This window comes from Acidovorax sp. A1169 (genome assembly GCF_030704685.1).
Classification (GTDB): Bacteria; Pseudomonadota; Gammaproteobacteria; order Burkholderiales; family Burkholderiaceae_C; genus Acidovorax.
On sequence record NZ_JAUZDX010000001.1, the window covers coordinates 420,446 to 433,188 of the forward strand.

Annotated in this window: 11 protein-coding genes and 1 tRNA gene; 9 read left to right on the plus strand and 3 right to left on the minus strand. The window is 67.5% G+C overall.

Translation table 11 applies throughout. The features are described 5' to 3' along the window. Positions 1–78: 78 nt before the first annotated feature. The 5 genes from QYL93_RS01955 (at position 79) to QYL93_RS01975 (ending at position 4,091) form a co-directional block, all read left to right on the plus strand. Entirely contained in the window at positions 79–1,020 is a 942-nt protein-coding gene (locus QYL93_RS01955) for a threonine/serine dehydratase (RefSeq protein WP_305742070.1), read from the plus strand. Between the two features lie 34 nt (positions 1,021–1,054). Further along, positions 1,055–2,377, plus strand: a complete 1,323-nt coding sequence (gene serS / locus QYL93_RS01960) for a serine--tRNA ligase (RefSeq protein ID WP_305742071.1) — start codon at positions 1,055–1,057, stop codon at positions 2,375–2,377. 175 nt (positions 2,378–2,552) lie between these two features. Continuing rightward, positions 2,553–3,065: a DUF1993 family protein gene (locus QYL93_RS01965; RefSeq protein WP_305742072.1), complete on the plus strand. Its 513-nt coding sequence runs from the start codon at positions 2,553–2,555 to the stop codon at positions 3,063–3,065. A gap of 70 nt (positions 3,066–3,135) precedes the next feature. After that, positions 3,136–3,225, plus strand: a tRNA-Ser gene (locus QYL93_RS01970). A gap of 230 nt (positions 3,226–3,455) precedes the next feature. Then, complete coding sequence (locus QYL93_RS01975; RefSeq protein WP_305742073.1) at positions 3,456–4,091, plus strand: hypothetical protein; 636 nt, start codon at positions 3,456–3,458, stop codon at positions 4,089–4,091. Between the two features lie 9 nt (positions 4,092–4,100). Here QYL93_RS01975 and QYL93_RS01980 read toward each other — a convergent pair whose 3' ends face one another. The 3 genes from QYL93_RS01980 to QYL93_RS01990 all read right to left on the minus strand — a co-directional run bounded on the left by QYL93_RS01980 (position 4,101) and on the right by QYL93_RS01990 (position 7,239). After that, entirely contained in the window at positions 4,101–4,988 is an 888-nt protein-coding gene (locus QYL93_RS01980; protein ID WP_305742074.1) for a cation diffusion facilitator family transporter, read from the minus strand. Between the two features lie 112 nt (positions 4,989–5,100). Beyond that, complete coding sequence (locus QYL93_RS01985) at positions 5,101–5,610, minus strand: hypothetical protein (RefSeq protein ID WP_305742075.1); 510 nt, start codon at positions 5,608–5,610, stop codon at positions 5,101–5,103. A 204-nt stretch (positions 5,611–5,814) separates the two neighbouring features. Continuing rightward, positions 5,815–7,239, minus strand: a complete 1,425-nt coding sequence (locus tag QYL93_RS01990; RefSeq protein WP_305742076.1) for a PLP-dependent aminotransferase family protein — start codon at positions 7,237–7,239, stop codon at positions 5,815–5,817. Positions 7,240–7,395: 156 nt separating this feature from the next. Between QYL93_RS01990 and QYL93_RS01995 the strand changes: the two genes are divergently transcribed. From QYL93_RS01995 to QYL93_RS02010, 4 genes are all read left to right on the plus strand, one after another. Beyond that, the gene (locus QYL93_RS01995; RefSeq protein WP_305742077.1) at positions 7,396–8,679 is read left to right on the plus strand and encodes a hydroxymethylglutaryl-CoA reductase, degradative; all 1,284 of its coding nucleotides are present in this window, start codon (positions 7,396–7,398) and stop codon (positions 8,677–8,679) included. Between the two features lie 65 nt (positions 8,680–8,744). Then, complete coding sequence (locus QYL93_RS02000; protein ID WP_305742078.1) at positions 8,745–9,959, plus strand: ABC transporter substrate-binding protein; 1,215 nt, start codon at positions 8,745–8,747, stop codon at positions 9,957–9,959. A 42-nt stretch (positions 9,960–10,001) separates the two neighbouring features. Continuing rightward, entirely contained in the window at positions 10,002–10,919 is a 918-nt protein-coding gene (locus QYL93_RS02005) for a branched-chain amino acid ABC transporter permease (RefSeq protein ID WP_179681775.1), read from the plus strand. 7 nt (positions 10,920–10,926) lie between these two features. After that, positions 10,927–12,738 (plus strand): ATP-binding cassette domain-containing protein, encoded by a 1,812-nt coding sequence (locus QYL93_RS02010; protein WP_305742079.1) that lies wholly within the window; start codon positions 10,927–10,929, stop codon positions 12,736–12,738. Positions 12,739–12,743: the final 5 nt, after the last annotated feature.

A 12,743-nucleotide genomic window follows, 5' to 3' on the forward strand; every position in this document is an offset into this window, starting at 1 on the left:
TTTGTGTGCTGCGGTGCGCAACGGGGCATCTACACTCCCAGTTTGTCCTGAACCGGGCCTTCGGGCCTCCGCATTTCCATGATCGACCGCGCCGCCATCTCCGCCGCCCGCACCCAACTGGCCTCCCGCCCCGACTTCCTGCGCACCACGCCGCTGCTGCGCCTGAGCGGCCGATCCCTGGGCGTGGACTGCGCCGAGGTCTGGCTCAAGCTCGAACACCTGCAGGTGGGTGGCAGCTTCAAGGCGCGCGGCATGCTGTACCGCCTGCTGGCCAACCCCGTGCCCGAGAGCGGCGTGATCATTGCCTCCGGTGGCAATGCCGGCATTGCCGTGGCCGCAGCTGCCAAGGCCCTGGGCGTGCGCTGCGAAGTCTTCGTGCCCGAGGTCTCGCCCGAGGCCAAGCGCGCCCGGCTGCGCTCGCTGGGGGCTGAGGTGGTCGTCACCGGCGCCGCCTATTCCCAGGCCTTCGAGGCCTGCGTTGCGCGCCAGAAAACCACCGGCGCCCTGCAGGCCCACGCCTATGATCAGCCCGAGGTGGTGGCCGGTGCTGGCACCCTGGCCGCCGAGATCGAGGAGCAGGGCGGCCGCCTGCCCGATACCGTTCTCGTCAGCGTGGGCGGCGGCGGCCTGATCGGCGGCGTGGCCGCCTGGGTGGAAAGCCGTGCCCACGTGGTGGCCCTGGAGCCCGAGCGCGCACCCACCTTGCACGCCGCCCGCGCCGCCGGCATGCCGGTGGATGTGGACGTGGGCGGCATCGCCGCCGACTCGCTGGGCGCGCGCCGCATCGGCGCCATCGGCTGGGAGGTGAGCCAGCGCCATGTGCACGAATCCCTGCTGTTGCCTGATGAGGCCATCCGCGCCGCCCAGCAATGGCTGTGGAAGGAACTCAAGCTGGCCGTGGAGCCGGCGGCGGCACTGGGCCTGGCGGCATTGCAGACCGGTGCCTACAAGCCCCAGCCGCAGGAGACGGTCGCCATGATCCTGTGCGGCGCCAATTTCGACCCGGCAAGCCTCGCCTGAGGCCCCCTGCGCGTCCCCCTCTAAAATCGACACCATGCTAGACATTCTTCTTCTCCGCAAAGACCTCGACACCGCCATCGCGCGCCTGGAGACCCGCAAAAAGCCCCAGGCCTTCCTGGACGTTGCCGCCTTCCAGGGCCTGGAATCCGAACGCAAGACCCTGCAATCGCGCACCGAAGAGCTGCAGTCGCAGCGCAACCAGCTCTCCAAGCAGGTCGGCATGCTGATCAGCCGCGGCGACAAGGACGGCGCCGAAGCCGCCAAGGCCCAGGTCACCGCCTCCAAGGCAGAGCTGGAGCAATCGGCCGCGCGCCTGGAGCAGATCCAGGCCGAGCTGCAAACCATGCTGGCGGCCGTGCCCAACCTGCCGCACGAAAGCGTGCCCGTGGGCCCGGACGAATCGGGCAACGTCGAGGTGCGCAAGTGGGGCACACCCGGCAGCTATGCCTTCGAGGTCAAGGACCATGTCGACGTGGGCACGCCCCTGGGCCTGGACTTCGACATGGGTGTCAAGCTCTCGGGCTCGCGCTTCACCGTGATGAAGGGGAACATCGCCCGGCTGCACCGCGCGCTCGCCCAGTTCATGCTCGACGTGCAGACCCTGGAGCATGGCTACACCGAGTGCTACGTGCCCTATGCCGTCAACGCCGACTCGCTCAAGGGCACGGGGCAGTTGCCCAAGTTCGAGGGCGACCTGTTCGCAGCCAAGAAGGGCGGCCAGGATGGCGAGCCCGTGCCGGACAACGCCGCGCTCTACCTCATCCCCACCAGCGAGGTTCCGCTGACCAACTTCGTGCGCGACGTGGTCGTGGCCGAGACCGAACTGCCGATCAAGCTCACGGCGCACACGCCATGCTTTCGTTCCGAGGCCGGCAGCTACGGGCGCGACACGCGCGGCATGATCCGCCAGCACCAGTTCGACAAGGTCGAGATGGTGCAGATCGTGCATCCCGAGAAGAGCTACGAGGCGCTCGAAGCCATGACCGGCCATGCCGAGGTCGTGCTGCAAAAGCTCGGCCTGCCCTACCGCGTGATGAGCCTGTGCACCGGCGACATGGGTTTCGGCGCCGCCAAGACCTATGACCTCGAAGTCTGGCTGCCCGCGCAGAACACCTACCGCGAGATCAGCTCGGTGAGCAACTGCGAGGCCTTCCAGTCGCGCCGCCTGCAGGCGCGCTTCAAGAACGCCCAGGGCAAGAACGAGCTGCTGCACACCCTGAACGGCTCGGGCCTGGCTGTGGGCCGCACGCTCGTCGCCGTGCTCGAGAACTACCAGCAGGCCGACGGCAGCGTGGCCATCCCCGAGGTGCTGCGCCCCTACATGGGTGGCCTGGCCGTGCTGGCGCCACAGGCCTGATGCAGGGCGGCTGCATTCCTTGAACGAGACGGGCCTGCGGGCCCGTTTTTCATGCCCGCAAGAGGCCGCGGTGGCGTGGCAAGCAGCATCCTGCGCGTTGTGGTGCAATCCGCTTCCGATGCAGGCCGCCTTGCGGCGGCATCGCCACAACACCTACCCACCAGGACCGACTCCCATGACCTACCCCATGCACACCTCCAGCATCCCCGTGTTCCGCCAGATGCTGGGCGCCCTGAAGGACGTGCTCGCCAAGACCGAGGCCCATGCCACCGCGCGCAAGATCGAGCCCGACGCGCTGCTGCAGGCCCGCCTGTACCCCGACATGTTCCCCATGGCGCGCCAGGTGCTGATCGCCTGCGACTTCGCCAAGGGCGTGTGCGCGCGCCTGGCTGGCGTCGAAGTCCCCTCGTTCCCGGACGGTGAGCACCCCGGCTTTGCCGAGCTGAACGAGCGCATCGACACCGTGCTGGCCTTCATCGAAGGCCTGCCCGCCGAGAACTTCGCGGAAGCCGCCACGCGCCAGATCACCCTGCAGCCCGGCACCCCGCGCGAAAAGCAGTTCCTGGGCCAGGCCTACCTGCTGCACTACGGCCTGCCGCAGTTCTTCTTCCACGTGACCACCACCTACGCCCTGGCGCGCCACAACGGGGTGGAACTGGGCAAGCGGGACTATATGGGCAAGGCCTGAATCTCAATGCACGCTGCGCTCGTTGCAGAGCGCAAAAAAAGCCTGCTATAATCGCAGGCTTCGACACATAGGAGAGGTGGCAGAGTGGTCGAATGTACCTGACTCGAAATCAGGCGTAGTGGCAACACTACCGTGGGTTCGAATCCCACCCTCTCCGCCACTGACAAAGCCCCGTGCCATCGCAAATGGCACGGGGCTTTTTCTTTTGCCCATCGTGTCCGTGCCAGGGCTAACCTGGTGCGCCTCCATGGGCCGTGGGGATCGCGAGGCATGTTTGCTTTCTGCATCTCACCCGTTTGTCGCTATCTCTTGCGTTCTCTTCGTGTGAGAATTTGTAGGTAGATTCACTCACCCTGCTTTGCCAGTTCCTGACGTCAAAAGGATGTGTTCATGATGCTTCGTAAAACTGCCGCTGCCTTCGCTTTTGTCGCTGGTGCGGTCATGATGTTTCCCGCCCACGCCGCCGACCCTGCCGTGTTCGACGCGGCCACGGGCCGCCTGCGCTTTCCCATCCTGCAGATCGACGGCAACCTGAAGTTCCGCGACGTGGTGATCCAGCTGGTCTCGCCCGGCCAGCTGCGCCTCAACGATGCCAGCGTGGGGGCGGACATCAGCTTCACCTCGGCAGGCAATGTGCTGCGCATTCCGCAGCTGAGCTTCGGTGGCGCGGTTTACCCCGCCGTCAGCCTCACCACCCCTGCCTTCTCGCTGGTGAGCTTCGGTGATGTGGTCATCGATGCCGGTTCGCCCAGCAACGCCACCCTGGACGTCCGCGTCACGGCGCAGGGCACCCCCGTGCCCCTGATCACGATCAACAACGTGCCCAGGCCCGCCACCCAGGCCGCCTTCTGCAACGACCCGTCGCTGCAGCAGGCCGTGCTGGAAAACGCCGGCGCCGCGCAGGCCACCTGGACCATGTCGACCTGCACCTTCAACGGCAGCACGGGCCGCATGACCGGCACGCTGACCATCACCACCCCCGTGGCGGCCGCCATCCCCATCGTCGCGACCTTCACCTACCGCTGATCGACCCGTTCAGTGCGCCGTGGCCTCGATGTGGCCCGGCGCATCCACCTGCACCGTGGCATGGCCGATGGCGTGCTCCCGGCGCAGGTAGCCGGCCACCTGGGCCGGCAAGGCCAGCGGGTCGGTGCCCGGGGCCGGCGTCACGTGCACCGTGGCCACCGTGCTGTCGTCCGTCAAGGTCCAGGCGTGGAAATGGCCCACCTCGGCCACCCCGGGCAGGGCGTGGATGCCCGCCTCGGCCGCGGCCAGGTCCAGCCCCCGGGGCACGGCCTGCAGCAGCACCACGAGGGAATCCGACACCAGCCCCCAGGCCGACCGCACGACCAGCACGGCCACCAGCACCGACAGCAGCGGGTCCAGCACGGTCCAGCCCGTCACCATGATGCCGATGGCCGCCGCGATGGCGCCTACCGACCCGAGCAGGTCCCCCACCACATGCAGCAGGGCGCCGCGCAGGTTGCCATCGCTGCGCTGGCCCCGCGCCAGGATCCAGGCGCCCACCAGGTTCACCACCAGGCCGATGGTCGCCACGATCAGCATGGGCCCGGCCATTACCTCTGACGGCGTGCGAAAGCGCTGCACCGCCTCCCAGGCGATCCAGGCCACCAGCAAGAGAAGGGATGCGCCGTTGGCCAGCGCGGCCAGCACCCGCACGCGGTGAAAGCCGTAGGTGCGCTCAAGGTCCGGCGGGCGCCGTGCCACGCGGTAGGCAATCAGCGCCAGCAGCAGGGCCGCCGCGTCGGAGACCATGTGCCCCGCATCGGCGATCAGCGCCAGCGATCCCGACAGCGCCCCGCCCACGGCCTGCACCGCGGCATAGCCGGCGGTCATCAGAAAGACAAGGCGGATGCGCTGCTCGTTGGAGGCGGTGACGGAAGGGGCGTGGCTGTGTCCCACGCCTTCTGGGTGCTCGTGGCCCCCATGGTCGTGGGTTGCGCCGGGCGGGTGGGTATGTTTGCGGGCCTGGGCAGGCCCGTTGTACCCGTGATCAAGCATAGGTCAGGAAAGTCTAGAGATTTCCGGCAGACGCCGCGATGCGCTGGCTGTAGGTCACATAGACACTGCAGCTTTGAACCGTCGAGATGCTCAATCCATACAACTCGATGGTCGTTTTTCCTGCCGACCAGGATGCATCCTCGGACATCGAGCTTTGGTCTGTCTTGATGGCGGGGCCGTACTTGGATGCCAGCGCCTCTCGTACCTCGCCGATCAGACGGCGGCAGTCGCTCTCGGTCTTGGATGCGGTGAAGCTCAAAAGAACCTGCTCCAGCCGGTCCTCCAGCAAGTAGAAACTGGCCTTGAAGTTTTCTCCGACGATAGGGATCGACGGAATTCGAAACTGCAAGGTGGCGCCGCTCTTGGTTCTTTCCTTGGCAGATGGCTCAATCACCGTCCCATCGGGGTAGCTGCGTTTGATGGTTTCCAGCGAGGCCCCGGCCTCTACCTTGCCCCACAGAGGTTCCGCAAAAACACCATGCGACGCCAACAGTGCAAGGGCCAGTACAGCAGGTTTTTTCATGGGATATCTTTTCCAAAATTGGGGGTGTGATTCCACGCTGGGCATCCTGCAAGGATGCAACAGTCGTATCTGTGCATCCTATCAAGCCTTTGCAACTGCAGCGCCGCAATCCACTGCAACGCAATTGCGCAGGCTTGCCTGCAGCGGGTGCAAACATTGACGGGGCGGGGCCAGCGCTCTGCCGTAGCTCTGACCTCGAGTTTTTCACGCGATTCGCTTGGTGGCATCCGCTGTCTGCGCCTGCACCAACGCCTTGCGCAAGGCTTTGGCGAAGCGAGGGTCGGCCACCGCGCCCACGTTGAACCGTGACCAGCGCGAGGTCGCCGCGAAGTCCACCGAAAAGATGCGCCCCGGCGCCATGACGACCTTGCGCGGCAGCATTTCCTGTGCAAAAGCCAGCGAGTCCGGCACTCCTGGCAGCGCCACCCACTGGTACAGCGACTGCGGGTTGCGCGTGAACACCTCGGCGCCCACGCCATCGAAGATCTGCAGCGCGCTGTGCGTGGCGGCGGCCAGGCGATCGCGCAGGCGCTGGATGTGGCGCTGGTAGTGGCCCTCGCTCAGGATCACGTCCACCGTGCGCTCGGCGTACTCCGAGCTGCTCACGTGGATCAGCGCCTTGAGGTCGGCAATATCGCTGGCCAGATCGGCACCGCAGGCGATGTAGCCCACGCGCAGCGCCGCAGAAAATGACTTGGAGAAGCTGCCGATGTAGATCGTGCGTTCGAGCTGGTCCAGCGAGGACAGGCGTGGCGCGCTGGTGGGCTTGAAGTCGGCCAGCGGGTCGTTCTCCACGATCATCAGGTCGTACTTCTGCGCCAGTTGCAGCACCCGGAAGGCCTTGGCAGCAGTCAGGTCCGACCCCGTGGGGTTGTGCGCCACCGATTGGGTGAAGAAGAGGCGGGGCCGGTGGGTGATGAGCAACTGCTCCAGCGCCTCCAGGTCCGGCCCGTCGGCCAGGCGCGGCACGCCGACGATGTGCGCACCGGCCAGCTTGAGCTTGCCGAACAGCGGGTAGTAGCCCGGGTCGTCCACCAGCACCGGCGCCCCTGGCGGCACGAAGTAGCGGATGACGATGTCCATGGCCTCGTTGGCGCCGTGCGTGAGCACGATCTGCCGTGGCTCGGTGCCTATGCCCAGGTCCGCCAGCTTGCGCACCAGGTGCTGGCGCAGGGGCTCGTAGCCGAAGCGGTTGCCGTAGCGGAAAAGCGCCCCGAGGCCGGTGCGCACCACCTTGTGGTGGAACTTGTCCAGGCGCACGTCGGCCAGCCATTCCACGGGCGGGAAGCCATCGCCCACAGCCAGCGCTCCCGGCTCGGACTTGAGCTGCTCGCGCATCAGCCAGACGATGTCCATGGCGCGGCCGAGCGAGCCGGCTTCTTCCTCCTTGGCCTGGGCCTTGGGTTGCGCGCGCACGAAGTAGCCCGAGCCCCGGCGTGGCTCGATCAGGCCTCGGGCCACCAGCACCTCGAAGGCCGCGACGATGGTGTTCTTGGCATAGCCGTGCAGTTGCGCCAGCTCGCGCAGCGAGGGCAGCTTGTCTCCGGCCTGGTAGGCGCCATCCCGTATCTGCCGGTCGATGGAGTCGGCCAGGGCCTGGGTGACGGAGGCGGGCTTGGAGGCTTTCATGCGCGGGCGATGCAGTGGTCTGGGTCGGTTCGATGGACTATGACACGGCCCGCCTGTACCTGGACAGTTGCACGAAGTGTCCCTGCAAACTGTACCCATTGCGACTGGTACAGATGGCCTAGAGTCCGCTCCATCACATCCCGAGGACATCCCACCATGGTCGCCGACTCCCGCCTCCCCAACTTCCGCGCACTGAGCCCTGCACAGCGTTTCGACCACGTGGTGCGGGCCGCCGGGCTCACGGCCGACGAGGCCGCGCTGCTCGGCCAGCCGGGCGCCCTGGGCGTGGAGCGGGCCAACGGCATGATCGAGAACGTCATCGGCACCTTCGAGCTGCCGTTGGCGGTGGCTGGCAACTTCCAGGTCAATGGCCGCGATGTGCTGGTGCCCATGGTGGTGGAGGAGCCTTCGGTGGTGGCCGCCGCCTCCTACATGGCCAAGCTGGCACGCGAGTGCGGGGGCTTCCAGGCATCGAGCACCGGGCCGTTGATGCGTGCCCAGGTGCAGATCCTCGGGCTGGCGGACCCGCACGGCGCGCGCCAGGCCCTGCTGCTGCAGCGCGAGGCCATCCTGGCCGTGGCCAACAGCCGCGACAAGGTGCTGATCGGCCTGGGTGGCGGCTGCCGCGACATCGAGGTGCATGTGTTCGACGATGCGCCGCGCGGCGCCATGGTGGTCATGCACCTGATCGTGGACGTGCGCGACGCCATGGGCGCCAACACCGTCAACACCATGGCCGAGGCCGTCTCGCCGCTGGTGGAGAAGATCACCGGCGGCACGGTGCGCCTCCGCATCCTCTCGAACCTGGCCGACCTGCGCCTGGCGCGGGCGCGCGTGCGGCTCACGCCCGAGGTGATGGCCACGGCCGAGCACAGTGGCGAGCGCATCATCGAAGGCATCGTCGACGCTTGCACCTTCGCCGTGATCGACCCCTACCGTGCGGCCACGCACAACAAGGGCATCATGAACGGCATCGACCCCGTTATCGTCGCCACCGGCAACGACTGGCGCGCGGTGGAGGCCGGCGCCCATGCCTATGCCTGCCGCAGCGGGCGCTACACCTCGCTCACGCGCTGGGAGAAGGACGCCAGCGGCGCCCTGGTCGGCACCATCGACATGCCCATGCCCGTGGGCCTGGTGGGTGGTGCCACCAAGACCCATCCGCTGGCGCGCCTGGCGCTGCGCATCCTCGGCGTGCAGTCGGCGCAGGAACTGGGCGAGGTGGCCGTGGCCGTGGGCCTGGCGCAGAACCTGGGCGCCCTGCGTGCGCTATCCACCGAAGGCATCCAGCGCGGCCACATGGCGCTGCATGCCCGCAACATTGCGCTGGTGGCAGGGGCCACGGGCGAGGAGATCGACCGCATCGCCAAGCAGATGGCGCAGGAGCACGACGTGCGGGTGGACCGCGCGCTTGCGTTGCTCGCAGACATAAGAAGCTGACAGAGCCCGCCGGCAGGCCCGGAACAAGGGCCGCCTTTTCCAATGACAACGACAGGAGACAAGACATGAAGACGACGTTGAACCACCGCATTCCCTCCCTGGCCCGGCCGCTGATCGCGGTTGCGGCGCTGGCCTGGGGCCTGTCCGCTGCCCAGGCGCAGGACATCCGCTTCGGCTTCAATGCCGACCAGTCGGGCACCGGCGCTGCCGAGCTGGGCGTGGCCGCGCGCCACGGCTTCGACCTGGCCATCGAGGACATCAACAAGGCTGGCGGCCTGCTGGGCAAGAAGGTCGTCGGTATCGTGCGCGACGACACGGGCCAGCCGCCCAAGTCCATCCAGAACATGACCGAGCTGATCGACAGCGAGAAGGTGGCCGCCGTGGTCGGGCCCACCAACTCGGGCAACGCGCTCGCCTGGTTGCACATACCGCAGCAAAAGAAGATCCCCGTGATCGTGCCCGTGGCCACCGCCACCGACATCACCAAGCGCTATGCGGGCGAGGCGCAGAACTACATCTACCGCGTTTCCATGGTGGACCGCGAGCAGGTGGCGCTGCTGATCGCCTACGCCGTCAAGGCCACCAAGAACCAGAAGATCGCCTTCATCGCCGATTCCACGGGCTTTGGCCAGCAGGGGGTGAAGGACCTGACCGAGGTGCTGGCCCTGCACGGCAACAAGGCCGTGGCGGTGGAGAAGTTCGGCCCCAAGGACACGGACATGACCTCGCAGCTGGCCAAGATCCGCGACGCCGGGGCCGACACGCTCATCGTCTACGGTCTGGCCGACGCCAATGCCCAACTGCTGCGCAGCATGGAGAAGATCAACTACATGCCCACCACGCTCGGCACCTGGGGCAACATGAGCACGCCGCTGCTCAACACGGCCGGCAAGAAGCTGGCCGAGCACATCATCTTCGCCACTTCCACGGCCGAGGACAGCAACCCGCGCGCCGTGGCGCTGGCCGCCCGCGTGCGCGAGCGCTACCCGCAACTGCCCACCTTCGTGGCGGCCGCGCAGTCCTACGACTCGGTGATGCTGCTGGCCGCCGCTGTGAAGAAGGCCGGCAGCACCGATGGCGAGAAGCTCGCCGCCACGCTGGAGAACGGCGTGCCCGACACCCAGGGCGTCGTGAAGCTCTACCAGAAGCCCTTTGCCAAGGGCGACCACGAGGCGCTCTCGGTGGCCGACTTCCACCTGGCCCGGTGGCGCGATGGCAAGGTGTCGGCCTATGAAGACGCCATCACCAAGGCGCTGACGCCGGCAGACTACAAGAAGTAAATCTGCCCCAGCATCGCGGGCCCCGGAGACAGCACCATCACCATGACCAACGTACTGCAAGCCTTGCTGAGCGGCCTGGCCCTCGGCGGAATCTATGCGCTCGTCGCCTTGGGTTTCAGCATCACCCACACGACGACCAAGACGCTCAACTTCGGCCAGGGCGAGTTCCTGGTCGCGGGCTCCTTCATCGCGGTGGCCACCTTGCTGCTGCTCTCGGGCAAGGGGCACACCGGGGTGCTGGCTGCAGCGGATGTGACCTTTGCCCGCTATGGCCTGGCGCTGCTGGTCTCGCTGGTGGTGCTGGGCCTGCTCGGCGTGGTGCTGTACTTCACGGCGGTGCGGCCCTTCGTGGGCGCCACCGGCATGGCCTGGGTCATGAGCACCATCGGCTTCGGCATCATCGTGCAGAACACGGCGCTGGCCATCTGGGGGCCTGGCTCCATGGCCATGCCCTCGCCGCTGGGCGACGAGGTCATCCGCATCGCCGGGGCTGGTATCCGCGCGCAGGAGATCCTGGTGCTGGGCGTCACGGCGGTGGTCATGCTGGTGCTGGACTACGTGCTGCGGCGCACCAAGGTCGGCAAGGCCGTGCGCGCCGTGGCGGTGAACAAGCAGGCCGCGGCCCTCATGGGCATCAACGTGGGCGCCATCGTGGTGCTGGCCTTCGTCATCTCGTCGAGCCTGGCGGGGCTGGCCGGCCTGCTGATCGCACCCATCACCACGGCCTCGGTCTTCATGGGCCTGGCGATCGCGCTCAAGGCCTTCTCGTCGGCCATCGTGGGTGGCCTGACCAACCCGCGCGGCTGCATTGCGGGGGGCTTCATGCTCGGCTGCATCGAGGCGCTGGTGGGCCTGTGGCGCGCGGAGATGCGCGAGATCACGGTCTTTGCGCTCATCATCCTGGTGCTGGTGGTCAAGCCCGAAGGGCTGTTCGGCCAGAAGCCGTTCGAGAAGGTGTGACGCCGCCATGCGCATTTCCACCCACACCCTGGCGTTCATTGCGGTCGCCGCCGTTGCCGTGCTGGCGCCGCTGGCGATCAGCAACGACTTCTATCTCAAGATTATCTTCACAGCCGGCATGTACTACCTGGCCGCCGCCGGCCTGAACGTGCTGGTCGGCTGGAGCGGGCAGAAGTCGCTGGGCCACGCCGGCCTGTTCGCTGCCGGGGCCTACACAGCCGCCTTGCTCACGACGCAGGCGGGCTGGAACCCCTGGCTGGCGCTGGTGGCTGCGGCCGTGGTGGCGGGGCTCTTCGGCGTGCTGATCGCTTTGCCCTCGCTGCGCGTCAAGGGGCCGTCGCTGGCCATGGTGACCATCGGCTTCGGCATCGTGGTCGAGAAGATCGTGACCGAATGGCAGGTGCCCTTCGGCGGCCAGCAGGGCATCTACGGCATCGTGCCGCCGTCCATCGGCGGGCGCATGCTGGACATGCGCGGCTGGGCCTGGCTGGTGCTGGCCTTCGCCCTGGCCACGCACCTCATGCTGCGCACCCTGCTGGGCGGCAAGTACGGCCGGGCCTTCCAGGCCGTGCAGGCCGCTGAGGTAGCTGCCGAGAGCGTGGGCATCAACGTCTACCGCATGAAGGTGCTGGCCTTCGTCATCAGCGCTGTCACCTGCGGTGTGGCCGGGGCCCTGGTGGCGCAGCAGAACCAGTACATCAACTCCGATTTCATCAGCTTCAACCTGTCGATCTTCCTGCTGCTGATCGTACTGTTCGGCGGGCCCTCCGTCATGGGGCCGGCGGTGGGCGCCGTGGCGCTCACGCTGCTCGACGCCTTCCTGGCGCGCTGGCCGGGGCTGCAGCACTTCACCTATGGGGCGCTGCTGCTGTTCGCTCTGTATGCCATGCCGCAGGGCCTGGCCGGTGCGCTGCAGCGGCTGGGGCGGCGCCTGTGGCCTCGGCTGCACCGGGCGCCGCCATTGCCAATGGTGCAGGGCGAGTGGTTGCCGCGCCAGGCGGCCGGGGCCCCTGCCGAGGGCGTGGTGCTGAGGGCCAGTGGGCTCTACAAGGCCTATGGCGGCGTGGTGCCGACCAACGGCGTCAGCCTGTCGCTGCGCGCGGGGCATGTGCATGCCCTGATCGGCCCCAACGGCGCGGGCAAGACCACGCTGCTCAACATCCTGTCGGGCATCGTGGCGCCAGACCGGGGCAGCATCGAATTCGCCGGGCAGAGCATCGCCCGCGTGCGCGCCAGCCAGATCTGTCGGCTGGGCATAGGGCGCACCTTCCAGAACCTCAAGCTGTTCACGCACATGAGCGTGCTCGATAACGTGCTCGTCGGTCTGCACCCGCACCTGCGCGTGGGTTTTGCGGCCAGCCTGTTTGGCCTGCCATCGGCACGGCGCGAGGAGCGCCAGGCACGTGAGGAGGCCGTGCGCCTCTTGCAGTTCGTGGGCATGCTCGACCGTGCCCACGACGAGGCCGGCAGCCTGCCCTATGGCCTGCAGCGGCGGCTGGAGCTGGCCCGTGCGCTGGCCACGCAGCCGCGCCTGCTGCTGCTCGACGAGCCGGCCGCCGGCCTGAACCCCCAGGAGACACAGGAGCTGACGGAGCTGATCCGGCGCATCGGCGCCAAGGGCATCACCGTGCTGCTGATCGAGCACCACATGGACCTGGTGATGGCCGTGTCCGACCATGTGGTGGTGCTCGACTACGGCGCCAAGATCGCCGAAGGCGCGCCCGCTGCCATGCAGGTGGACCCCCGCGTGATTGCCGCCTACCTGGGTGTGGATGACGAGGGCGAGAGCCCCGCCACACCAGCCCATGCCCTTGCCTGAGGCGA

What these genes read in the sequence shown, in the direction of transcription:
- serS (WP_305742071.1), top strand. Translation starts at nt 1,055, where the DNA reads ATGCTAGACATTCTTCTTCTCCGCAAAGACCTCGACACCGCCATCGCG.
- QYL93_RS02005 (WP_179681775.1), top strand. Translation starts at nt 10,002, where the DNA reads ATGACCAACGTACTGCAAGCCTTGCTGAGCGGCCTGGCCCTCGGCGGA.
- QYL93_RS01985 (WP_305742075.1), bottom strand. Translation starts at nt 5,610, where the DNA reads ATGAAAAAACCTGCTGTACTGGCCCTTGCACTGTTGGCGTCGCATGGT.
- QYL93_RS01975 (WP_305742073.1), top strand. Translation starts at nt 3,456, where the DNA reads ATGATGCTTCGTAAAACTGCCGCTGCCTTCGCTTTTGTCGCTGGTGCG.
- QYL93_RS02000 (WP_305742078.1), top strand. Translation starts at nt 8,745, where the DNA reads ATGAAGACGACGTTGAACCACCGCATTCCCTCCCTGGCCCGGCCGCTG.
- QYL93_RS02010 (WP_305742079.1), top strand. Translation starts at nt 10,927, where the DNA reads ATGCGCATTTCCACCCACACCCTGGCGTTCATTGCGGTCGCCGCCGTT.
- QYL93_RS01990 (WP_305742076.1), bottom strand. Translation starts at nt 7,239, where the DNA reads ATGAAAGCCTCCAAGCCCGCCTCCGTCACCCAGGCCCTGGCCGACTCC.
- QYL93_RS01995 (WP_305742077.1), top strand. Translation starts at nt 7,396, where the DNA reads ATGGTCGCCGACTCCCGCCTCCCCAACTTCCGCGCACTGAGCCCTGCA.
- QYL93_RS01965 (WP_305742072.1), top strand. Translation starts at nt 2,553, where the DNA reads ATGACCTACCCCATGCACACCTCCAGCATCCCCGTGTTCCGCCAGATG.
- QYL93_RS01955 (WP_305742070.1), top strand. Translation starts at nt 79, where the DNA reads ATGATCGACCGCGCCGCCATCTCCGCCGCCCGCACCCAACTGGCCTCC.